The 22760-nt window shown below is 34.3% G+C and carries 23 protein-coding genes; 21 read left to right on the forward strand and 2 right to left on the reverse strand.

Going from position 1 to position 22760, the window contains the following annotated elements:
• Window positions 1–198: 198 nt before the first annotated feature.
• From ACYQ3D_RS10050 to ACYQ3D_RS10140, 19 genes are all read left to right on the forward strand, one after another.
• A complete protein-coding gene (locus ACYQ3D_RS10050) occupies window positions 199–462 on the forward strand; it encodes a CopG family ribbon-helix-helix protein (protein ID WP_459838232.1) in 264 nt (87 codons plus the stop codon).
• A 2-nt stretch (window positions 463–464) separates the two neighbouring features.
• Window positions 465–815: a type II toxin-antitoxin system PemK/MazF family toxin gene (locus ACYQ3D_RS10055; RefSeq protein WP_459838233.1), complete on the forward strand. Its 351-nt coding sequence runs from the start codon at window positions 465–467 to the stop codon at window positions 813–815.
• Between the two features lie 23 nt (window positions 816–838).
• On the forward strand, window positions 839–2008 hold the full coding sequence (locus ACYQ3D_RS10060) for a M20 metallopeptidase family protein (protein ID WP_459838234.1): 1170 nt from the start codon (window positions 839–841) through the stop codon (window positions 2006–2008).
• Window positions 2009–2208: 200 nt separating this feature from the next.
• Complete coding sequence (locus tag ACYQ3D_RS10065; protein WP_459838235.1) at window positions 2209–4548, forward strand: DUF4292 domain-containing protein; 2340 nt, start codon at window positions 2209–2211, stop codon at window positions 4546–4548.
• A gap of 13 nt (window positions 4549–4561) precedes the next feature.
• Entirely contained in the window at window positions 4562–5032 is a 471-nt protein-coding gene (gene tsaE, locus ACYQ3D_RS10070) for a tRNA (adenosine(37)-N6)-threonylcarbamoyltransferase complex ATPase subunit type 1 TsaE (RefSeq protein WP_459838236.1), read from the forward strand.
• The gene (tsaB, locus tag ACYQ3D_RS10075) at window positions 5013–5708 is read left to right on the forward strand and encodes a tRNA (adenosine(37)-N6)-threonylcarbamoyltransferase complex dimerization subunit type 1 TsaB (RefSeq protein WP_459838237.1); all 696 of its coding nucleotides are present in this window, start codon (window positions 5013–5015) and stop codon (window positions 5706–5708) included. The genes tsaE and tsaB overlap by 20 nt, the downstream gene beginning before the upstream one ends.
• Window positions 5701–6153: a ribosomal protein S18-alanine N-acetyltransferase gene (rimI, locus tag ACYQ3D_RS10080; RefSeq protein WP_459838238.1), complete on the forward strand. Its 453-nt coding sequence runs from the start codon at window positions 5701–5703 to the stop codon at window positions 6151–6153. Before tsaB ends, rimI begins: the two co-directional genes overlap by 8 nt.
• 518 nt (window positions 6154–6671) lie before the next feature.
• Entirely contained in the window at window positions 6672–7691 is a 1020-nt protein-coding gene (gene tsaD / locus ACYQ3D_RS10085; protein WP_459838239.1) for a tRNA (adenosine(37)-N6)-threonylcarbamoyltransferase complex transferase subunit TsaD, read from the forward strand.
• 97 nt (window positions 7692–7788) lie between these two features.
• Window positions 7789–8511, forward strand: a complete 723-nt coding sequence (locus ACYQ3D_RS10090) for a GntR family transcriptional regulator (RefSeq protein ID WP_459838240.1) — start codon at window positions 7789–7791, stop codon at window positions 8509–8511.
• Between the two features lie 435 nt (window positions 8512–8946).
• A complete protein-coding gene (locus ACYQ3D_RS10095) occupies window positions 8947–9669 on the forward strand; it encodes a GntR family transcriptional regulator (protein WP_459838241.1) in 723 nt (240 codons plus the stop codon).
• Window positions 9670–9681: 12 nt separating this feature from the next.
• Window positions 9682–9984, forward strand: coding sequence for a PTS sugar transporter subunit IIB (locus ACYQ3D_RS10100; RefSeq protein WP_459838242.1), 303 nt, complete (start codon window positions 9682–9684; stop codon window positions 9982–9984).
• 189 nt (window positions 9985–10173) lie between these two features.
• A complete protein-coding gene (locus ACYQ3D_RS10105; protein WP_459838243.1) occupies window positions 10174–11463 on the forward strand; it encodes a PTS sugar transporter subunit IIC in 1290 nt (429 codons plus the stop codon).
• A gap of 32 nt (window positions 11464–11495) precedes the next feature.
• Window positions 11496–11825, forward strand: a complete 330-nt coding sequence (locus ACYQ3D_RS10110; RefSeq protein WP_459838244.1) for a PTS lactose/cellobiose transporter subunit IIA — start codon at window positions 11496–11498, stop codon at window positions 11823–11825.
• Complete coding sequence (locus ACYQ3D_RS10115; protein ID WP_459838245.1) at window positions 11825–13135, forward strand: 6-phospho-beta-glucosidase; 1311 nt, start codon at window positions 11825–11827, stop codon at window positions 13133–13135. The genes ACYQ3D_RS10110 and ACYQ3D_RS10115 overlap by 1 nt, the downstream gene beginning before the upstream one ends.
• A gap of 65 nt (window positions 13136–13200) precedes the next feature.
• On the forward strand, window positions 13201–14103 hold the full coding sequence (locus tag ACYQ3D_RS10120; RefSeq protein WP_459838246.1) for an ROK family protein: 903 nt from the start codon (window positions 13201–13203) through the stop codon (window positions 14101–14103).
• Window positions 14104–14151: 48 nt separating this feature from the next.
• On the forward strand, window positions 14152–15291 hold the full coding sequence (locus tag ACYQ3D_RS10125; RefSeq protein ID WP_459838247.1) for an aldo/keto reductase: 1140 nt from the start codon (window positions 14152–14154) through the stop codon (window positions 15289–15291).
• Window positions 15292–15412: 121 nt separating this feature from the next.
• Complete coding sequence (locus ACYQ3D_RS10130; protein WP_459838248.1) at window positions 15413–16630, forward strand: MFS transporter; 1218 nt, start codon at window positions 15413–15415, stop codon at window positions 16628–16630.
• A gap of 56 nt (window positions 16631–16686) precedes the next feature.
• Complete coding sequence (locus tag ACYQ3D_RS10135; protein ID WP_459838249.1) at window positions 16687–18045, forward strand: radical SAM protein; 1359 nt, start codon at window positions 16687–16689, stop codon at window positions 18043–18045.
• A 107-nt stretch (window positions 18046–18152) separates the two neighbouring features.
• On the forward strand, window positions 18153–18416 hold the full coding sequence (locus ACYQ3D_RS10140; protein ID WP_459838256.1) for a Rossmann-fold NAD(P)-binding domain-containing protein: 264 nt from the start codon (window positions 18153–18155) through the stop codon (window positions 18414–18416).
• A 44-nt stretch (window positions 18417–18460) separates the two neighbouring features.
• On the opposite strand, the gene ACYQ3D_RS10145 is transcribed toward ACYQ3D_RS10140, so the two are convergent.
• The gene (locus ACYQ3D_RS10145) at window positions 18461–19822 is read right to left on the reverse strand and encodes a PFL family protein (protein WP_459838250.1); all 1362 of its coding nucleotides are present in this window, start codon (window positions 19820–19822) and stop codon (window positions 18461–18463) included.
• A 14-nt stretch (window positions 19823–19836) separates the two neighbouring features.
• Window positions 19837–20136 carry an ACT domain-containing protein gene (locus ACYQ3D_RS10150; RefSeq protein WP_459838251.1) on the reverse strand — a complete coding sequence of 100 codons (300 nt, stop codon included), beginning with the start codon at window positions 20134–20136 and terminating at the stop codon, window positions 19837–19839.
• Window positions 20137–20532: 396 nt separating this feature from the next.
• Here ACYQ3D_RS10150 and groES point away from each other — a divergent pair, with 396 nt between their 5' ends.
• Entirely contained in the window at window positions 20533–20823 is a 291-nt protein-coding gene (groES, locus tag ACYQ3D_RS10155) for a co-chaperone GroES (RefSeq protein ID WP_459838252.1), read from the forward strand.
• Window positions 20824–20931: 108 nt separating this feature from the next.
• The gene (gene groL, locus ACYQ3D_RS10160; protein WP_459838253.1) at window positions 20932–22593 is read left to right on the forward strand and encodes a chaperonin GroEL; all 1662 of its coding nucleotides are present in this window, start codon (window positions 20932–20934) and stop codon (window positions 22591–22593) included.
• The last annotated feature ends 167 nt before the right edge of the window (window positions 22594–22760 follow it).

The raw sequence follows: 22760 nt of genomic DNA on the forward strand, positions 1-22760 counted from the left end.
AGGAGACGTTAACAGCGTCTCTTTTTATTCTATTAGACTACTAATCTGATGTATATTTTTAGTATTAATCGTAGAGACTACTATTAGGTAATATTGACACTAAGTCCAAGAGATATGTTGCCTATAATTTACAGGCACGATCCTGAATTTAATCCAATATATTATGATAAATCAATAGTTGTATAAGGAGGGGTCTTCTTGACTAACTTACAAAAAGCTATAGGGAGTCTACAGGATAAGTTTATAAGTAAGTTGGATGATCTAGAATCAGTAGATTTAAAAACTAGTCAAGAAAGTAATCAATTAGTACTTGAGCAGTTAAAGAAAAGAAAATTCAAAGAAGAATTAAAAGCAGGCTACTTAGATATGGCTCAGGTTAACTTAAAGTTGGCTACAGAAAATTTTGAATTAGAAAACAAAACCTTTTTCAATTATGAGGCTAGATTACCGGAGTGTGATTAAAAATGGGGGTTAAACGTGGTGATGTTTATTATGCAGACTTGAATCCAGTAGTAGGTTCAGAGCAAGGAGGGATTAGACCGGTATTAGTAATCCAAAATGATATTGGTAATAAATATAGTCCTACTGTCATCATAGCTGCTATTACTTCTAAAATAGAAAAAGCCAAGTTACCAACACATATAGAAATTGATGGGGGAGAATGTGATTTGAAATGTGATTCGGTTGTTTTATTAGAACAAATTAGAACTATCGATAAAAGAAGACTTAAACGACGGATAACGCAGCTAAATGATGAAGTAGTTACTAGAGTAGATGAAGCACTAAAGATCAGTTTAGGTTTGATTGAACTTTAATTATTTTTAGAGGAAGTGGTAAAGTGGAGACTAGGCTTGTTGATTTGATTGAAGAATTAGAGTCAGAGTTAATTGGACTAAGAAGGGATTTACACCGCCATCCTGAATTAGGTTTTCAAGAAGTGCGGACTTCTCAACAAGTGGCTGATTTTTTAACAAAGTTAGGTCTAGAAGTGGAGAGAGTAGTTGATACAGGAGTAGTAGGCTTATTAGATTGTGGGCCAGGTTCTACTATTGCTCTACGGGCTGATATGGATGCTTTACCAATTCCTGAACGAACTGAAGTTAGTTATAAATCACAAACTAAAGGAGTAATGCATGCTTGTGGTCATGATGGTCATACAGCTATCTTATTAAAAGTAGCTCAAGTGCTAACTACAATCCAAGCTGAATTGACAGGCAAGATTAAATTCATTTTTCAACCAGCTGAAGAAGGGCCAGGTGGGGCTTCACCACTAGTAGAAGCAGGAGTATTGGCTAACCCTGCTGTGGATAATATTTTCGGGTTACATATTACTAATCAATTACCTACCGGAACAATTGGAATTCATCCTGAAATAGCATCTGCAGCAGCTGATGAACTTGATATTACTATTACAGGTCATAGTGGTCACGCTTCAGAACCACATCAGGCAGTAGATGCTATAGTGGTAGCTAGTCAAGTAGTAACTGCTTTGCAGAATATCTCTAGTCGCCAGATTAATCCTCATCAGCCTGCTGTAATTAATCTGGGGACAATTAAAGGCGGATATAGACGTAATGTAATAGCTGATCAAGTAGATTTAACCGGAACTGTTAGAACAACTGATTCAGATTTAAGAGAAGTTATGCCCGATAAGATTGAACAAATAATTAAGGGGATTACAGCTAGCCAAGGGGCTAATTATCAACTGGATTATAAGTTTGGTTATCCTGTGTTAGTTAATTCGCCTTCTTTAGTAGAAGATGTAGTAGCTACTATAGAGACTAATCCTTATGTTGATCGGTTAGAGTATTTACTGACTCCTTCTTTAGGATCAGAGGATTTTGCCTATTATCTACAAGAAGTGCCTGGGGTTTTCTTTAGGTTAGGAGCTAGCCAGGCAGATACAGAATATTATTCGGCTCATCATCCGCAGTTTAATTTTGCCGAAGAGGCACTTAAGATAGGAGTAGCTCTTTTTGTTCAGTTAGTAGTTAATAAGTTAGGTTAGTATTTTTTTGGGCTTGAGGTTAAGTAGTCTTAATTGCTACTTGGTCTCAAGCTCTAGTAGTTGTTAGGAATTAATGAATAGTTGAAATTCTAAAAAATAATAGTAAATAAAGGAATTAGGCAGGGAAGTAGATAATATATAAAATATTGAATGATTAATTTAGCAGAAGTGTTAACTATAGAAAGGAGGCTAGTTGGGGAGTGCGAAAATATTTAATTTTACTCCTGGTTAGTTTTATATTACTAGGAGGTAGTTATACTACAACTGCAGCTAATGATGTGTCAGCCTCTAGTTTAATCCAGGATGTTAAAAGCCAACTAGAAGAAATTAAGGACTTTAAAGGTAAGGTAGAGACGGAAATAAAAGTAGGAAATAAAAAGATTCAGTTTGCGACTAAAGTGATGAAGTCTGCGAAGAGGTTTATGACCCAAAATGTAACTACCCAACAGAAGTCTATTCCTCAGGAAGCAAGGATGTTAAATGCTATCCCTTGGCTATATTTACCACCTGATTATAGTGCAATTATGGAGTTACTCCCGCTAGAAGGACAACTAGACTATCAAGATCCACTCCAGAAATTAGATAAGTTATATGAGTTAGAGTTATTAGGAGAAGCAGTCTATAAGGGGCAAGAAGTATATATGATCCAGCTTAAGAATGCTTTTTCTAATCAGAGGTTTTATATTGATAAAACTCGGAAGACAATTTCTAGGATTGAGATTTTTAATAGTAGTAATATTAAGGTAGCAAATATTAATTACACTAATTTTAAATTATATCAGGATCAGATCTGGCTACCCCGTAAGATCAGATTAAGAACTGGTTTAGATCAAGGGCTAATGACCATTAATCTGCGTGATTGGCAGGTTAATGTTGGTTTGACAAACTTTGATTTTGCTCAAGGGTTTCAAGATAACTACCAAGTTAAGGTTAATAAATTACAAGATAAGTTACAAAAGCAACCTCAAAATGATCAATTATACTGGCAGATTAGTCAAGTTTACGAAGAAAATAATAAATTAGATAAAGCAATTTCTAATTTAAAAAATGCTATTGAAATCAGAAGTAAATTAAAATACAAAGAAAAATTGGTCAGATTATTACAAAGAGAAGGTAGATACCAAGAAGCTCTAACAGAGGCGAAAACAGCTTTACAAATTAATTATAATAATCCTCAGTTTCATTACTTATTAGGTAAAGTGAAATTACAGTTAAAAGAGATCAAAGAAGCTCGTTACTACTTAGAAAAAGCTGTGGAGTATGCCCCCCAAAATGTTACTTATTTAGAGGAGTTATTTTGGGTATATTATAATTTAGCTGACAAATCTGATAGCTATTTATTGGAGAGAGCAGAAAAGACAATTAAAAAATTAATTACACTCCAGGATACTAATCAAGATTATAGAATTTATTTAGGTGATATCTATTTTGCGCAGGATAAATTGGTTAAAGCTGCTAAAGCTTACAATAAAGCTGTTTCTTTGGCCCCTCAAGATACTTGGGGATATATTAAGTTAGCTAAATTTTATAAAAAGACTGGTCGCTATGACAAAGCGGAAGAGTTATACCGCTATATTATTTATCTTGATGATTCTTTAGAGAATAGGCGTCGGTTAGCTAGTTTATATTTTGAATTACAAAAGTATGAGTTAGCTGTAGAGGAGTATCAAATAATAGATAAGCGAAGCTCAGAAGATATTGATTTGAAGTTTAAATTAATAGAGTCTTATTTAGCTATGGGAGATAAAAAAGCTGCTAAAGAGATAATAGAGAAGATATTCCAGAAGCATAAACAAGGTGAAGTCTATCTGGAATTGGCTGAGATTATAGAACGTTACGATTTAACTTTAGCTGTTACTATCTATCAACAAGCGTTAGATAATAAGGATATTTTAACTACCCAACAACAGAATACAGTTTACCAAGCTATCAACCGAATTTTATATAATCAAGAGAAAATTTTAGAAGCCAAGCTATTACGAGAGGCAGTTGTACTTCAGTCTCAAGCTGATATTTATCAAATACTAGGTAAGTATCAATTAACTGCTGGTAATCTAGAAACAGCAATTAATAATTTTAAATCAGCATTGAAGATTGATAATACTATAGCTAACCATTATAATTTAGCTGTAAGTTATTTATTAGCAGATAAGTTTAAGTTAGCTACAGCACAAGCAGAGAAATTAGCTCAAGGAGAAGCTTTACTAAAAGCCCAAGATATAATTAAGTTAAAACAAGGAGTAGTTAATTTACAAGGAGAATATAAAACTAAGTATGTTCCAGGACGAGTTAATTCCATCAAGGGGAAGAAGTTACGCCAGCAAGGTCAATTAAAAGAATCTTTAGTTAAGTATCAAGCGGCTTTATTTGAGAATTATGATTATCAGTTAGCTCAGTTTTATATAGTACTAATTCAAAAGATCCAAGGTAATGATTTAGCAGCTAATTTAGCCCAGACTGATTTAGAAGAGCAAACTTTAGCATTAGCTAAGAAGTTTAGTAGAGTATTAGAAAAGGTTACTCAAGTTGATAATCAATAAGGAGTGAATTATTATGTTAAAAATAGAAACTAATAGTCCCCAAGAAACTTTTACTTTAGGAGAAAAACTAGGTGCTAAACTGAGACCAGGTGATATAGTCTGTTTACAAGGTAGTTTAGGGGCTGGTAAAACTAGCTTGGCTCAAGGGATCTGTGCAGGTTTAGGTGTCACAGCTGAGGTGACTAGCCCTACATATACGATTATTAATGAATACCAAGGTCGAATGAAGGTCAATCATCTAGATTTATATCGAATTCAGGATGAAGGAGAGCTATATGATCTAGGATTTGAGGATTATATATATGGCGATGGAGTAACAATTATTGAATGGCCTGATAAAGCTGGTTCTTTAATGCCGGATAATTACTTGGATATTAATTTAAGTGGTACCGGAGGGCAAAGAGAGATTAGATTAATTCCGCAAGCTAATAAATTTATTGAGCTAGTAACGGAGATGAAAGAAAATGTTAGTACTAGCAGTTGATAGTTCGACTGATGTAGGAAGTGTTAGTCTGCTTAATGAAGAGAAATTAATTGGAGAACATTTATTGAATCTCGAGCAGACTCATTCGCAACGGTTAATGCCTCAGATAATTGAATTAGTTACTAGTTCTGGTTATCAGTTAGAAGAATTAGAGGGGATTGGTGTTGCCATAGGCCCTGGTTCTTTTACAGGAACTCGGATTGGGTTAGCTACAGCCAAGACGTTGGCCCAATCTTTACAGCTACCTATCGTAGGAGTTTCTACTTTAGAGGCTATAGCTTATAGTTGTAAGTATGTAACAGATTATATTTGTCCTGTGATTGATGCTCGGGGGGGACGAGTATTTACTACTTTATACCAGGGTGGTGATCAACTAGAAGCTAAACGTAAAGAAACTTTATTATCAGTTGAGGATGTAGTGGATCAATTAGCCACTATAGAAGAACCAATTTACTTTGTAGGCCAGATAGCTCAAAAATATCAAGAGCAAATTGAGGCAGGAATTACAGTAGCTCAATTTGTAACTAATAGTTTTAATTTACCACGAGGTGGAGCAGTAGGGGAGTTAGCTTTTAGGGCTTTAAAAGCTGGAAATGAGTCTGATTTATTTGCTTTAACTCCTAATTATTTAAAACGATCTCAAGCTGAGGTTCAATGGGAGCAACAACATGGTTAAACTAGATCAATTAGAGATTAGACCATTATCGACAGGAGAATTAGATCAGGTTTTGGTTATCGAAGCAGAATCTTTTAGTAATCCTTGGGCTGTAGTTACCTTTATTAAAGAATTAAATAACAATTATGCTCATTATTTAGTAGCAATTTTTAAAGAACAGGTAGTAGGTTATTTAGGAAGTTGGTTATTATGTAATGAAGTTCATATTACTACCTTAGCTGTTAGAGAAAAGTATCGGAGACAAGGAGTGGCTACTAAATTATTAGAGAAGTTATTTACTGGTTTAGAACAGGAGTGTTATGATAAGATAAGTTTAGAAGTGCGAGCTTCTAATCATCAAGCTCAGAAATTGTATTGTGAGCAGGGGTTTATGAATGTAGATACCGAGCCTAATTACTATAGTGATAACGGAGAAGATGCCGTAGTAATGTGGAAGCAGCTATAAATCAATTGACAGTTGACAATGTACAATTTACAGTTTTAAATTTTAATTGATATAAAGTTTAACTTTTTAATAAAAATTCAACATCTATTTCGGAAAAGCTACAAAGTAGCTTTTTTCCGAGTAACTTTTGTTGAAATACAAAAGTTACCAAAAGATTTCAAGGGTAGAACAATTAATGCTTTCTATGGTTAAAAAGTTACTAGAGATAGCAAAGAATATTAGTTCATATATTACTTGCTTATCTCAATCGTAATTCGCTAATTGTTCTAATTAAACCAAAGCTAAAGCAACCTTTTTTAATTACTAGGTAAGAGTTTCACAACGACATTTGAATTTTTTAGTAACGAATTTTAGCGAACTGGAGTAAAAATAAGGCTTGGATTATCTAATTTGCAGGACATTAAATTAGATTAGCCTTATTTTTAAGCAGTGAGCTCTAGATGAGTTTAAAAAAATTCAGAGAGTGAGAAAACTCTTGCCTAGTAAACTGTAAACTAGTTTAGTCGGGAGTGAAATTTATGGCAGAAGATTTTTTGACATTAGGAATTGAGACTTCCTGTGATGAAACATCAGTAGCAGTAGTTAACAATGGTAAACAGGTTTTATCTAATATAATTGCTTCCCAGGTGGACTGGCATCGTAAGTTCGGGGGAGTAGTACCGGAGATTGCTTCGCGGAAGCATGTAGAATTTATCAATCCTGTAATTGAAGAAGCTTTAACTGAAGCTGAGGTTGAGTTTAGTGATCTATCTGCTGTAGCAGTAACCTATGGTCCTGGTTTAGTAGGGGGATTATTAGTTGGTATTGCAGCAGCTAAATCAATAGCTTATGCCCACAATTTACCTTTAGTAGCTGTTAATCATATTGAAGGACATATCTATGCTAACTTTATCTCTTATCCCCAATTAGAGCCACCGGTTGTTTGTTTGACTGTCTCTGGAGGGCATACTAATTTATTATATTTTAAGGAACTAGGAAATTATGAAATATTAGGTCGCACTAGAGATGATGCAGCAGGTGAGGCTTTTGATAAGATAGCTCGGGTAATGGAGATAGGTTATCCTGGCGGGCCAGCAATTGATAAGTTAGCTACAGAAGGTGATCCAGAGGCAATTGATCTACCTCGACCTTTGTTAAATAATGGGGGTTATGATTTTAGCTTTAGTGGCTTAAAGACAGCAGTACTTAATTATATCAATAATCAGCAGCAACGTGGGGAAGAGATTGATCAAGCTAATTTAGCAGCTAGTTTTCAGCAGGCTGTAGTTGATGTATTAACTGCTAAGGTAGTTAAAGCAGCTCGGGATAAAGGAGTTAAGCAGGTTATTTTATCTGGAGGAGTAGCTGCCAATAGTCAACTACAGGATAAGTTAGCAGCGGAATTAGCTGAGTTTGAAATTGATTTTTATTCTCCTGAGCTGGAGTTGTGTACTGATAATGCTGCTATGATTGCTAGCGCTGGTTATTTTAATTGGCAACAGAAGAAGGAGAAAGCATCTTTTGAGTTAAATGCTGATCCTAATTTAAAATTAAACTAAACCTCCTAACTTTTTGGGAGGTTTTATTGTTTTATTAATTTGAAACTTTAAATAAATTATAATACCATTAATAATTTTATAAAACTAGGAGGAGAATGTGTTGAAATTAAATGAAAATAGCCCTATTCCATTATATTACCAATTAGAGAATATAATTAGAGAAAAGATTGAACAAGGTGATTATGAAGAAGGAGATAAGATTCCTTCAGAAAGAAAATTAAGTGATCAGTTTAATTTAAGTAGAATGACTATTAGAAAAGCTATCGAAAATTTAGTAGATGAAGGATTACTTCATCGGAAGAGAGGTAAAGGTACTTTTGTTTCCCAAGAAAAATTAGACCCAATTTCTGGATTAATAGGACATGTGGAAAGTATGAAAATAAGAGGAATTGATTGTATAAGTAAGGTAGTGAATCAAGAATTACTTATTCCTAGAAAAGAGATTGGTAATAGATTAGAGCTTAGTGAAGATGAGAAAGTAATTTTAACTGAAAGGTTACGTTTAGCAAGGGGAAAGATTATTGGTTTTGAAAGATCTTATGTACCATACTCTGTTTGTCCAACATTATTAGAAGTTGATTTAGCAGAGGCATCTATTTATAAATGCTTAATAGAAGCAGGATATAACCCCACTAAAGCTAGAGATGAAGTAGAAGCTATATTAGCAGATGATAAATTAAGTGATTTATTAAAAATAGAAAATAGTTGTGCTGTTTTAAGAAAAAAGAGAGTTACTTTTTCTAATAATAAGCCAATAGAATTTAGTTATAATTATTATCGGGGAGATAAAATGAGTGGGTGTTATACGGTAACTAATTAATTATTACTAGTTTTTTATTAGATGAAGTGACATAGTCGGGTATACAATAAAGTTAGGAAAAGTATTTGACAATAAATAAAACTTTTGCTATACTATAATCAAGAAACAAGATAGGTATAGACCACTAGTAGTATATAATAAATTTGTAGATAGTCCAAGTAAAAGAAGATAATAATATAATTTTATAATAGTTAGGAACAAATGATTTTTATTATGCTTGTGGTATAGACCACTAGTATACAAGTACTATATAATTGTTTGAGGTGGCATTTAGAAAAGTGAATATTTAAGTAGGTATAAGTTGATTATAATTAAGTTTATAAGACCTATCATTAGAAATATCTTAAGGGATAACTATGACATCTTTTAAGATAATCTATGATAGGTTTTTATTATTTTTTTATTAATTGATTAAAGGGGGGAACATTGTGTGCTATGGAACTTAATGAGAATAGTCCAATTCCATTATATTATCAATTAGAAAACATAATTAGAGAAAGAATAGAAAAAGAAGAATATCAAGTAGGAGATAAGATTCCTTCTTTAGCAGAATTAAGTAATAAATTTAATTTAAGTAAAATGACTGTTAGTAAGGCAATTAATAATTTAGTAGAGGAAGGGATTTTATATCGCGAAAGAGGAAAAGGAACTTTTGTTTCTGAGGAAAAAATAGATGATTTTTCTGATTTTAAAGGTTTTAGCAAAACTATGAAAAGTAGGGGGCTAGAGCCTGAAACTAAGGTTTTATCACAGGAGGTAATTTATCCTAAAGAAGTTATTTGTGATAAATTAGAAATACCTAAGAGCCAAAAAGTAATTTTAACTGTTAGATTGAGATTGGCGGATGATATTCCTATAGCTTTTGAGAAGTCTTTTATTCCGCAGACAGTTTGTCCTAGATTATTAGAAATAGACTTAGCTGAAGGTTCTATCTATAACACCTTAAAAGAGGAGGGATATAAATTAACTGGAACAATTCAGGAAATTGAAGCTATAGAAAGTGATGAGTATTTAAGTGATCTTTTAGAGATGGAAATTGGTAAGCCAGTTTTAAAAAGAAACAGGGTAACTCTTGCTCAAGATAAAAGAGTAGAGTTTAGTTTTAATTTTTATCCTGGAGATAGATATAGCATAATTAGTAAATCTATATCAAATTAAAGGAGTGATTTCATGAAAATTTTATTAACTTGTGCTGCTGGAATGAGTACTAGTCTAATGGTAGAAAAGATGAAAAAAGAAGCTGAGAATAGAGGATTGGAAGCTGAGATTGAGGCAGAAGCAGTTGAAAAATTCAAAGATATAGTAACTGAGTATGATGTTGTTTTATTAGGCCCGCAAATCAGGTATAAGAAGAAGCAATTTAAGAAAATTGGTGACAAGCATGATGTGGCAGTAGATGTAATTGATCCAACAGCTTATGGAAGAGTAGATGGTGGAAAAGTATTAGATCAAGCATTAGAGCTTATGAAATAACTGAAAAAAGATTTAAATTTTATTATAAAAAAGGAAGGATATCCACAGCATTGTGGTGTGAGATAAAGCTACAAACTATAAAGCACACCATAAGAATGCAGATGAACACTTCTTTGTTGTATAAAATAAGAGGTTAGTTGACAAGTCTTTAAATAAATTTAAGCGAGAAGAAAGGGGGATTAAATTAAGATGCAGAAATTAATTAGATTTTTAGAAGAAAAAATTCTTCCTGTTGCGGGTAAACTTGGCGAACAAAGACACTTACAAGCAGTTCGAGATGGTTTAGTTGCTATCTTGCCATTATTAATTGTTGGTTCTTTTGCTCTAATTGTTGCTTTCCCACCTATATCATTTTTAGCAGAATTGGTTGAGCCATATATTGGGAAAATACTAGAAATGCAAGCAGCTACTTTTGGGATTATGGCTTTAGCAGCTTCATTTACAATAGCCTATTCACTAGCTGATGATTATGACTTAGATCAGTTATCAGCAGGTATTTTAAGTATGGTGGCTTTTTTAGTAGTTACTCCATTTACTGATGGAAATATAACGGGGCAATGGATAGGATCTAATGGATTATTTGTAGCGATCATTCTTTCTCTTTTATCAGTTGAAATTCAGAGAATGATAGTTAAGAGAGATTTAGTTATAAAGATGCCAGCAGGAGTACCACCAGCTGTAACTAAATCATTTATAGCTTTGATTCCAACTTTTGCAATTGTTGTTTTAAGTTGGGGAGTTAATCAACTTGCAATCACTTTTACTAGCTATTCTATACCAAAGTTAATAAATCAAATAGTTGCTACTCCATTAATGTATATAGGGGGAACATTACCTGGAGCTTTGGCAGCAATTTTAGCTATAAGTATCTTTTGGATAGTTGGTGTTCATGGTGCTGCACTAGTTATGGGGACTTTAGGTTCAGTAATGATTCCTTTGGCTGAACAGAATGCTGAAGCATTATCTCAAGGAGCAGAGGTATTACCTAATATTGTTAGTCAACCCTTTATAGACTTCTTTGTTAATATGGGAGGTTCGGGGTCTACATTCACTTTAGCTTTATTGATGATTTTTGCTACTAAGTCTAAACAATTGAAAACATTAGGTAAAACAGCAATTGGCCCAGGCTTATTTAATATTAATGAACCAATTATCTTTGGTATGCCGATAGTAATGAATCCAATCATGATGGTTCCATTTATTTTAGCTCCATTATCTGCTGGAACTATTACTTATATAGCTATGCAATTAGAGTTAGTAGCTAGGCCCTATGCTATAATTCCGTGGACTACTCCAGTATTTTTAAGTGGATTTTTAACTACTGGTGATTGGAGAGCAATTATTTTACAGTTAATCACCATGAGTGTAGCAGGAATGATTTATTATCCATTCTTAAAATACTGGGATAAACAAAAACTTAAAGAAGAAGAAAAAGAATCGAAAGTTCAAGAATCTGAAGAAACAGCAGCTGCTGTTTAAAGATAATCAAATACAAATCAGGAGGGTAAGTAATGACTTCAGAAAAAACTATATTTACTATTATTACTGAAGCAGGAAATGCTAAAGGGTTGGCTTTTGAGGCTTTTAGTTTAGCTAAAGAAGGTGAGTTTGAAGCAGCAGAAGAAAAGTTGAAAGAATCCAATAAGTGTTTCAATAAAGCTCATGATATTCAGACAGAGTTAATTAGTAAAGAAGCTCAAGGAGAAGGAGAAGAGGTAAATATTTTAATGGTTCATGCTCAAGATCACTTAGCAACTGCTACGTTAACTAAAGATTTAGTTAATGAGATGATAGGAATGCAAAAAGAAATTAATAGTCTTAAACAAAAGGGGGCTAAATAATGACAACTGAACGAGGATTAAAAGTAGCAACTATTGGTGGCGGAAGTAGTTATACTCCAGAGATTATTGAAGGATTTATCAAACGCTATGATGAATTACCAGTTAAAGATCTTTATCTAGTGGATATTGAAGAGGGTAAGTGGAAGTTGGATATAGTTGGAGATTTAGCTAAAAGAATGGTAGAAGAAGCTGGAGTTGATATGAATATCCATTTAACTTTAGATAGAGAAGAGGCTATTAAAAATGCTGATTTTGTAACAACGCAATTTAGAGTAGGTTTATTAGATGCTAGAATTAGAGATGAGAAGATTCCTTTAAAGTATGATTGTATTGGGCAAGAAACAACAGGTGCAGGTGGAATGACTAAGGCTCTAAGAACTATTCCTGTTATTTTAGATATTTGTGAAGATATTGAAAGGTTGGCTCCTGAGGCGTGGTTGATTAACTTTACTAATCCAAGTGGAATTATTACTGAAACAATTAATAAGTATACTAATGTAAAATCTATTGGCTTATGTAATGTTCCAGTACTAATGCATATGATGAGTGCTGATGTATTAGGAGTGGATAGAGATAAGGTAAGAATGGATTTAGTAGGATTAAATCATTTAGTATGGGGTAGAGATGCTATTTATCAAGGGGAAAGTAGAATTGATGATGTTTTGCAGAAATTAATTTCTGGTAAAGCGTTTAGTGCTAAGAATGTGCCTGATTTTGGTTGGGGCGAAGATTTATTAAGATCAGTAGGAATGTTGCCTTGTCCTTACCATAGATACTATTATATGACAGGTAAGATGTTAGAAGAGGAACAAGAAGCAGCAGAAAATGAAGGTACCCGGGGAGAAGTGGTTAAAAGGCTGGAGAAAGAACTATTTGAATTATATAAAGATCCTAATTTAAAAGAAAAACCTGAACAGTTAGATGAGCGGGGAGGTCAGTATTATTCTGATGCAGCTTGTGATTTAATTAGCTCTATTTATAATGATACTGGTGATATTCACTATGTTAATGTACAAAATAATGGTACTGTAGATTGTTTGCCTCATGATTCTGCTATTGAAAGAACTTGTTATATAGATAGTGAAGGAGCTCATCCGTTAAATGTGAAGCCTCTACCTGCTAAGATAAAAGGATTACTACAGGTAGTAAATGAATATGAGGCTTTAACAGTAGAAGCTGGGGTGAATGGTGATTATGATGCTGCTTTACAAGCATTATTAACTCATCCATTGGTAGATGGTGCTATTGCTAAACCATTATTGGATGAATTAATTGAGGCAAATAAAGATTACTTACCACAATTTAAGTAGTAGGTTTAAAAAGTAGGGGGATTATCTCCCTACTTTAATTTATATAAGGAGGGTTACTAGGCAAGATGAAGCAATATTATTTAGGGATTGATATTGGAGGAACTTTTATTAAGTATGCTGTAGTAGATAAAGATTATAATATAATTAAAAAATGGAAGGTGAATTCAGTTAAATTTGATACTACAGATAAATTTTATGATTATTTATGTTCACATGCTAAAGATCTAAGCCAGGTACAGAAGATTGGAATTAGTGCTCCAGGACTGATTGACCAAGAATCTAATGTTAAATCACATGCTGCTCCGAATGTGCAAATAATGTATGGGACTAATGTTAATCAGGAGGTTTCTAACAGGACAGGAAAAAAGGTTGCTACTATTAATGATGCCAAGGCGGCAGGTCTGTGTGAATTAAAGATAGGAAATGCTAAAAATACTACTAGTTCAGCTTTTTTAATTATTGGGACAGGTACTGGAGGATGCATCTGTAATGAAGAAGATGTTATCTATGGAACAGATGGATTTGCTGGTGAGTTTCATCATCTACCATTCATTAATTTAAAAGATAATTCTATTGCTAGGCAAGGAGATTATTCCTCTATTAGTACATTAATTGAAATTTATAATAGTAACGTTAGTGAAAAAGATGAGATAGAGTATGGTGAGGAAGTTACCCACAAATATTTAGCTGAAAATAAAATAGCTAAGTCTGCAATTGAAGAATGGATAACTAATATAACTGTTCAATTATTAACTATAACTACATTTTATAATCCTGAAGTTATTTGTATAGGTGGTGGTATATCAGAGGAAGAATGGTTTATTAAATTATTAAGGGCAGAATTTAAAGATATCTGTAATGATTATTTTAAAGAAACTACTCCGATTACTACACAGCTTAAGCAGTGTAAATATACTAATGATGCTAATATTTTAGGAGCTGTTATTAATGCGACAAGGAGTAAGTAAAGTTTTAAGTAAGTTAATAATAGAACTAAAGATTAGGGAGGGGATCTTATGCAGTACAGAAAGTTTGGTGATTTAGACTGGGAAGTTTCCGCTTTAGGTTTTGGGGCGATGAGATTACCTACTACTGCTGAAGGTGATATTGACCAAGAGGAAGCAATAGAGATGATTAGGTATGGAATTGATCAAGGAATTAATTATATTGATACTGCTTGGCCCTATCACGGAGGAGAAAGTGAAATTGTAGTAGGGAAAGCTTTAGCAGATGGTTACCGGAAACAAGTTAAGCTAGCGACTAAGTTACCTTCTTGGGAGATTGAAAGTGAGGCCGATTTGGATAAATATTTAAACCAACAGTTCGAGAAGTTAGGAGTAGACAAGATTGATTTTTACTTATTACATGCTCTTGATGAAGACCATTGGGCCAACTATAAAGAAGTAGGGTTGGAGAATGTTTTTGCTTGGATAGAAAGGATCAAAGAGGAAGGTAAAATAGATAATATAGGTTTTTCTTTCCATGATGATTATAATTTATTTAAGGAGATTATTAACTCTTATGACTGGGATTTTTGCCAGATTCAGTATAATTATATTGATACTGAGTATCAGGCAGGAAAGAAAGGACTTAAATTAGCTGCTGAGAAAGATATTCCAGTTGTTATCATGGAACCACTAAAAGGTGGGAGCTTAGCTGGAGAAGTCTACGAACCTTTACAGGAAGTGTTTGCCCAAGCTACTGTAGAGAGAACTTCAACTGATTGGGCCCTGCAATGGTTATGGAATCAACCTGAAGTATCTGTAGTGCTAAGTGGGATGAGTAACTTACAACAGCTTAAAGAAAATATAGGCAGTGCTGCTAATTCAGGAATAGATCGCTTGTCTGAAGAAGAGTTGAATGTAGTTAATAAGGCTGCTAATAAATATAAGGAGTTGGCCCCTGTTGACTGTACTGGATGTGGTTATTGTTTACCTTGTTCGCAAGGAGTAAGAATTCCTAAGAACTTTTCTATCTATAATCAAGCTCAAGCTTTTGGTATAAAACAAGAAAAACAGAAAAAATATGATAGTATGACTGAAAATGACCAGCAAGCAAGTGCTTGTGTAGCTTGTGGAGAGTGTGAAGAAATATGTCCACAGGATTTAGCTATTATTGATTTATTAGCAGAGACAGCAGATTACTTTGAAGAGTAAATTATTTTCTAAAATAGTTGTTATCTAGATAAATATCTCCTATAATGGTTTAGGATAGTAATAAAAAAATTGTAGTTATCCTAAGTAAGGAGGTATTAATATTAATAATAAGAAGTATTTGTTGACATTTTTCGTTTTTGATGCTCTTTTATTCTTTTTTCAAACAGTAGCTAAGAAGGTATATACACCATTAGTTACTCCTTTACAAGATAGTCTCCAGATTAGTTCTACTCAAGCTGGGTTATTGATAACTCTTGTGATGTTAGGTTATGCGCTAGCTAGATTTCCCTCAGGGATTTTGACTGATATTATTGGGTGTCAAAAGACTATTATCAGTAGTGGCTTTTTAATGGCTATTAGCCTAGTGATAGTAGGGTTGGCCCCAAATTATTTTTTATTGGCTTTATTAACTTTTGTTATGGGATTAGCTACTGGATTATATGTGACAGCAGGATATTCTTTTGCTATAGATATTAGCACTGCGAATAAGGAAACTACTTTTACTGCTTTAATAGAGTTATTTGGGGGAGTTGGTGCTTTAGTAACTCCCTTAACTGTAGTATTATTTGTGAAGAACTGGCAAATAGGATGGCGCCCTTTATTTTATAGTCTAGGAGCTGGAGTATTATTTGTTAACCTTTTATTTATGTATTTTTCTGAAGAAGATAATGATGTAGTGGATAAGGAATTAGATTATAATTTATTTAAAGAAGAAGTTAAAGAAACAGTAAAAGTCTTTCAGCAGACTGAGTTAGCTAAGTTTATAATCTGGGCTACATTAGTGGGAGGTTGTGGCTTTTTTGCTATTACTGGATTCCGATCCTTTATTCCTAGCTTATTAATGGAAAAAGGATACTCTTTTAGCCAGGCTAATCAGTTATTTACTATTATTGCGATAGTAGGTTTGTTAACTAAGACAGGAGTAGCTTGGTTGGCTGATAAATTTGGAGTAAAGAGAGTTTTAGTAGCGATTTTAAGTTTAAATTTTGTCTTTTATTTCCTATTCACAAGTCAGATAAGTCACTGGTTAGTTATTAGTTCCCTAGTAGTTTTTGGGGTTACTTTTTCTAGTCATAATACATTAATTAATTCTTATGTTTTAAAGTTGTTTCCGGATCAATATCAAGGAACAGGCTTTGGTTTATTCTCTACCTTGTATACTGTAATATACAGCTTAGGGCCAATAGTAGCCGGCTTCTTTGCTGATAAGTTTAGTTTGGTGGTAGGTATGCGAGTTAGTGGAATTGGGATTTTAATTGCTGCTCCTTTACTATTAGCCTTTAATAAATTATTAGATAAAGAATTATTAGGGAAAAATAAAACAAATAAAGCAGCTTAATTTAATCTATCGTCCTTTCTGGTTATACTAACAGAAGAGGACGATTTTTTTAAGGAGTGATTATAATCGAGTATACTGAACAACAATTAGCTATTTTATCAGCCCAGAGATATAATATTTTACCAATTACTTCAGTCTGTAATATGAATTGTCTTTTTTGTAGTCACCAAGGGAATCCAGCAGAAGTGGAGACTTATGCGCAAGGCCATCGATCTCTAGAAGAAATTAAAGAGTTGCTAGAAATGTTAGATGCGAAGCAAAAGATAGTAATTGGAGAATCAATCACTAGAATTTGTGAAGGGGAACCAACTGTACATCCCCAGTTTAATCAAGTACTGGAATTGCTAAGAGATGAATTTCCTACTACGTTGATTAAATTAACTACTAATGGAAGTAACTTAACAACAGATCGACTTAATTTGTTAGCTACTTTAGAACCTTTAGAAGTGAATCTGTCTCTTAATAGTGCTACTTTAGAAGGCAGGGCTCAGCTAATGAAAGATAGACAAGGAGAAGTAGCTATCAAGGCTGCTCAAGGTTTACAAGAGCGAGATATTACTTATCATGGTAGTATTGTAGCTCTGCCTCATCTAGTGGGGTGGAAGGATTTAGAAGAGACTATTAGTTACCTTAATCAGACTGGAGCAGAGACAATAAGAGTCTTCTTGCCTGGTTATACTAAGTATAGTCCTCAGCAGATGAAGTTTGATCTTAGTTTATGGCATAAGTTAGAAGAGTTTATTGCCCACTGCAGGACTGATTATCAAGTGCCAATTACTTTAGAGCCCGAGCAAATTACTGATTTACAGGCCGTAGTGACAGGAGTGATATCTGATTCACCAGCTGCTAGAGCTAACATTGTAAGAGATGATCGGATAATAGCAGTTAATAAGCAATCAGTTTTATCACGAGTTAATGCTTTTCATAAATTAGTAAGTCAGGAAGATCCTCTGGTGACCTTAGAACGTGAAGGGAGAGAATTAGAACAGAGACTTAATAAGCAGGCAGGGGCCAAGCCAGGAATGGTTTTTAGTTATGATCTAGATCCTGCTATGTTAGCAGAGGTAAAGAGGTTAATAAGAAGTTATCAGGCTGAGAAGATATTATTGCTCACTTCTCAGCTGGCTGAAGCTAGGTTGGAGACAGCAAGAGATTTATTAATTCCTAATCAGGATAGGGAAGTAGAAGTCTTAGCTGTTGAAAACCAATTTTTTGGTGGTTCTATTCTGAGTGCAGGATTATTGACAGTATCCGACTTGAGACAAAGTTTAACTACTTATCAGAAAGAGTTGGCTGATTTTGATTTAGTATTGGCTCCACAGATAGCTTTTGATTTTACTGGTTGTGATTTAGTTGGTGAGAATTATCAGCAGTTAGAAGAGGAGTTTGGAATAGAAATAGAGCTAGTAGGATGAATAGCTAGGAGGCTATTATTATTCCTGTTACTAATCCAGTTGATATTGTTACTTATGTAGCTAACAAAGTAGGATATAACCGAAAAAAAGAGCTTGGAACAGGAACTATTGTTGATAGTGCCCGATTAATGAGAATTATTGGTAATGAATTTGAATTTGATCCCAAGAATATTTTTGGGTATGTTTTAGGAGAACATGGTAGCTCTTCGTTTGTAACTTGGAGTATAGCTGGAATTTGTGGTTATAATTTTGAAACTTTTGCTCGAATAAGAGGTGTAGAGCTAGAACTTGATAGGGAAGAAATACTACAAAGAGTACACCAGCTTGGTTTTGATATTTGGGAGAAGAAAGGCTACACTAATCAAATATAAAAAAAGTAGTGAGTTGAATTCAACTCACTACTTTTTAGTTAATATTAATTAGTTAAAGATTGAATTGGGGCGGGAATTCTGCCACCTCGTTGGACAAACTGATCTGCTTGGTGTTCGTTGACTTCCATAATTGGGGCTGTTCCTAACAGTCCGCCAAATTCTACTTTATCACCGATTTCTTTATCAGGAGCGGGAATGATTCTTACGGCAGTTGTTTTGTGGTTAATCATTCCAATTGCCATTTCATCACTGATAATCCCAGAGATAGTTTCGGCTGAAGTAGCACCAGGAATAGCTATCATATCCAATCCTACTGAGCAGACACTAGTCATAGCTTCTAATTTCTCTAAGCTTAAACTTCCTATTTCTGCTGCTTGGATCATTCCTTGATCTTCACTGACAGGGATAAAGGCTCCACTTAAGCCTCCTACAGCTGATGAGGCCATAGATCCTCCTTTTTTAACGGCATCATTAAGTAAGGCTAGGGCAGCAGTAGTACCATGAGTACCACAAGATTCAAGTCCCATACTTTCTAAGATATTAGCTACGCTATCTCCTACAGCGGGAGTTGGTGCTAGAGAAAGATCGACTATGCCAAAAGGAATATCAAGCATATCAGAAGCAGTTTCTCCTACTAGTTCACCTACTCTAGTGATTTTAAATGCTGTTCGTTTGATTTGATCAGCTAGTTCACTGAAATCAGCTTCTGGGATATCATCGATTACATTTTTAACTACTCCAGGGCCACTGATACCAATATTGAGTACTGCTTCTGGTTCTCCAGTCCCGTGAAAAGCGCCAGCCATAAAGGGGTTGTCCTCGGGTACATTACAGAAAGTAACTAATTTAGCTGCTCCTAAGCCATTCTGGTCTGCTGTTAGTTGAGCAGTTTGTTTGATAGTTTGGCCCATTTCTAAGACAGCATCCATATTGATTCCAGCTTTAGTAGAAGCTACATTGACTGAAGAACAGACCTGGTCAGTTTGAGCCAATCCTTGGGGGATTGAATTAATCAGATTATTTTCTCCGGTAGTAGCTCCTTTATGGACTAGAGCAGAAAAGCCACCAATAAAATCAACTCCTACTTCTTTAGCTGCTTTATCCATAGTTTGAGCAATGCTAGTATAATCATTGCTGTGACAAGCATTAGCAATTATAGAAATCGGAGTTACGGAAATTCTTTTATTAACAATTGGGACTCCAAAACGAGATTCAATTTTATTAGCTACATCAACTAAGTTGTGAGCTGTATTAGTAATTTTATCATAAATTTGCTGGTTTAAAACTTCAATATCTGGATGGGCACAATCTCTGAGGTTAATGCCTAGAGTAATAGTTCTAATATCGAAGTTTTCTTTTTCAATCATTTGGATTGTTTCTAGGATTTCATTAGTATTAAAGATCATTATTTGCTTCCCCCTTATATACGGTGCATATAGCGAAATACCTGTTCGTGTTGGAGCATAATTTTGACTCCTAACTCTTCTCCTTCTGCTTCTAGTTGCTCGCTTAGAGTTTCAAAGTCTGTATCTAAATCATCTAACTCAACTAGCATAATCATAGCAAATAAATCTTCGAGTAAAGTTTGACTGATATCAATAATATTAACATTATGTTGAGCTAAAATATCAGTTACTTCAGCTACGATACCTACCTTATCACTTCCTAAAACAGTAACTACAGCTTGTTCTTGATTATTATCTTCTATATTATCTATCATTGAGATCCTCCCTTCTCTCTACTTGAGTTTAATTTATGATATCTTATCACTTGTCTGTTGTCAATTTAAAGGTGATATTATTTTAATATAGTAGAAGTGTATAAAAATCAATTGAATGGTTATACTGAATTATCAGTGGGATGAAATAAAGGTAAATTTGGCAACAGAAAGTTTTATTTGGATAAAATCACTTTATAGCTTGAATTAACTAATTTAATTGAGAAATAACTAGCTAATTGATTTTAAACAGGTATATTACTGATTCAAACCAAATAATAATCTGTCTATTGGTTTGATTTTATCCGGAATTTCAATTATTATTAATCATGTAGTAATTATCACTCGCCGTTAACGAGTGCTAATAATAAAATCAAATTTATAAAGGAGGTAGTCCAAATGAATATTAAACCTTTAGGTGATAGAGTAGTAATTAAAGATATTGAACAAGCAGAAGAAACTACTGATGCAGGAATTGTAATTCCTGATAGTGCCCAAGAAGAACCACAAAAGGGTGAAGTAGTAGCTGTAGGTGAAGGTAGAAGATTAGAGAGTGGTGACGTAGTTGAGCCAGAAGTTAGTACTGGTGATGTTGTAGTCTATGGTAATTATGCTGGAGATGAGATTGAGCATAATGGTGAAGAGTACTTAATTGTTAGTGAGAAAGATATTTTAGCTATCGTAGAATAACAGATAAGCTACGATTGCTTGTTAAAGCTCGATAGGATAAAAGCTTTTTTGGTTTGTAAAGTTATAGAGACATACATAAAACCACAGAAATCAAGGAGGGACTATATAATGGCAAAAGAATTAAAGTTCGGTGAAGATGCTCGACATAAATTAGAAGATGGAGTTGATTCTTTAGCTGAAGCAGTTAAAGTAACTCTCGGTCCTAAGGGCCGAAATGTTGTACTAGAGCAAGGTTTTGGGGCACCATTAATTACTAATGATGGTGTAACAATTGCTAAAGAAATTGAATTAGAAGATGCTTATGAAGATATGGGTGCGCAAGCAGTTAAAGAAGTTGCCACTAATACTAATGATATCGCTGGTGACGGAACAACTACTGCTACAGTATTAGCTCAGTCAATCGTTAATGAAGGAATGAAGAATGTAGCTGCTGGAGCTAATCCAATGGGATTACGTCGCGGAATCCATAAAGCAATTGAATCTGTAGTTGGAGAAGTTAGAAATATGAGCCAGGGTGTTGAAGATAAAGAAGAGATCGCTCAGGTAGCTTCTATTTCTGCAGGTAATGACGATGAAGTAGGAGAATTAATTGCTGATGCTATGGATGAAGTAGGACAGGATGGAGTTATTTCTGTTGAAGAATCTAAATCAATGGGGACTGACCTTGAAGTTGTAGAAGGTATGCAGTTTGATAAAGGTTACTTATCTCCATATATGGTAACTGACGAAGAAAAGATGGTTGCTAATTTAGATGATCCATATATTTTATTAACTGATGAAGAAATCAGTTCTGTCCAAAATATTCTACCTCTATTAGAGGAAGTAGCGCAAGAGAATAAGCCGCTATTAATCGTTGCTGATGGAGTAGAAGGTGAAGCACTAGCTACATTAGTTGTTAACAAGATGCGAGGTACTTTTGATTGTGTAGCTGTTAAAGCACCTGGATTCGGTGATAGAAGACAACAAATGCTAGAAGATCTTGCTATCCTAACAGGTGGTGAAGTAATTACTGAGGATAAAGGACTATCCTTAGAAAATGCTAATAAGAGTATGTTAGGTCAAGCTAGAAGTGTAACAGTTACTCAAGATGATACTACATTTGTTGATGGTGCTGGCGACCAAAAAGATATTGAACAGCGAGTAACTAAGCTACGTCGTCAAATCGAAAATGCTAGTTCTGACTTTGATAGAGACAAGTTAGAAGAAAGATTAGCTAAGCTAGCTGGTGGAGTAGCAGTAGTTAAAGTTGGTGCTGCTACAGAAACTGAATTAGAAGAAAAGAAATTAAGAATTGAAGATGCTTTAAATGCAACTCGTGCTGCTGTTGAAGAAGGAATTGTTGCTGGTGGTGGAACAATTCTAGTAGATGCTTTAACTGCTCTAGATGATTTAGAATTAGAAGGAGATGAAGCTACTGGTGCTGAGATTGTTAAGAGAGCACTAGAATCTCCAATGAGATTAATTGCTGATAACGCAGGATTTGAAGGAGCAGTTGTTGCTGAAAAGGTTAAAGATAAAGAAACAGGAATTGGATTTGATGCGCATAAAGGTGAATATGTAGATATGATTGCTGACGGAATTGTTGATCCAGCTAAAGTAGCTCGAACTGCTTTACAGAATGCTGGTAGTGCTGCTGCTACATTATTAACAACAGAAACTGCTATTGCAGATAATTCTGAAGACGATGATGATGGCGGAGCACCAGCCGGTGGCGGAATGCCAGGCGGCGGAATGCCAGGTGGCATGGGTGGAATGCCAGGAATGATGTAACGGCCACCTAATATAGACTTAAGGTCCCCAGTTTTGGGGGCCTTTTTTATGTGTGCTCTGTAGATTATGAAAATAGTAGATGAGAATTCTATCCATGCTGTTTTCGTCGTATCGGTGTGTGAAACCAATAGTAACAGGGTGTCTATCGTGAGATAGAATCTGAAGAT

The sequence above is a fragment of the Halanaerobaculum tunisiense genome (genome assembly GCF_054657635.1).

Bases quoted from the DNA above. Each gene is read 5' to 3' on its own strand.
- ACYQ3D_RS10120 (WP_459838246.1), top strand. From the start codon at position 13,201: ATGAAGCAATATTATTTAGGGATTGATATTGGAGGAACTTTTATTAAG.
- ACYQ3D_RS10150 (WP_459838251.1), bottom strand. From the start codon at position 20,136: ATGATAGATAATATAGAAGATAATAATCAAGAACAAGCTGTAGTTACT.
- ACYQ3D_RS10100 (WP_459838242.1), top strand. From the start codon at position 9,682: ATGAAAATTTTATTAACTTGTGCTGCTGGAATGAGTACTAGTCTAATG.
- rimI (WP_459838238.1), top strand. From the start codon at position 5,701: ATGGTTAAACTAGATCAATTAGAGATTAGACCATTATCGACAGGAGAA.
- ACYQ3D_RS10105 (WP_459838243.1), top strand. From the start codon at position 10,174: ATGCAGAAATTAATTAGATTTTTAGAAGAAAAAATTCTTCCTGTTGCG.
- ACYQ3D_RS10055 (WP_459838233.1), top strand. From the start codon at position 465: ATGGGGGTTAAACGTGGTGATGTTTATTATGCAGACTTGAATCCAGTA.
- ACYQ3D_RS10145 (WP_459838250.1), bottom strand. From the start codon at position 19,822: ATGATCTTTAATACTAATGAAATCCTAGAAACAATCCAAATGATTGAA.
- tsaD (WP_459838239.1), top strand. From the start codon at position 6,672: ATGGCAGAAGATTTTTTGACATTAGGAATTGAGACTTCCTGTGATGAA.
- groL (WP_459838253.1), top strand. From the start codon at position 20,932: ATGGCAAAAGAATTAAAGTTCGGTGAAGATGCTCGACATAAATTAGAA.
- ACYQ3D_RS10095 (WP_459838241.1), top strand. From the start codon at position 8,947: ATGGAACTTAATGAGAATAGTCCAATTCCATTATATTATCAATTAGAA.
- groES (WP_459838252.1), top strand. From the start codon at position 20,533: ATGAATATTAAACCTTTAGGTGATAGAGTAGTAATTAAAGATATTGAA.
- ACYQ3D_RS10115 (WP_459838245.1), top strand. From the start codon at position 11,825: ATGACAACTGAACGAGGATTAAAAGTAGCAACTATTGGTGGCGGAAGT.
- tsaE (WP_459838236.1), top strand. From the start codon at position 4,562: ATGTTAAAAATAGAAACTAATAGTCCCCAAGAAACTTTTACTTTAGGA.
- ACYQ3D_RS10110 (WP_459838244.1), top strand. From the start codon at position 11,496: ATGACTTCAGAAAAAACTATATTTACTATTATTACTGAAGCAGGAAAT.
- ACYQ3D_RS10125 (WP_459838247.1), top strand. From the start codon at position 14,152: ATGCAGTACAGAAAGTTTGGTGATTTAGACTGGGAAGTTTCCGCTTTA.
- tsaB (WP_459838237.1), top strand. From the start codon at position 5,013: ATGTTAGTACTAGCAGTTGATAGTTCGACTGATGTAGGAAGTGTTAGT.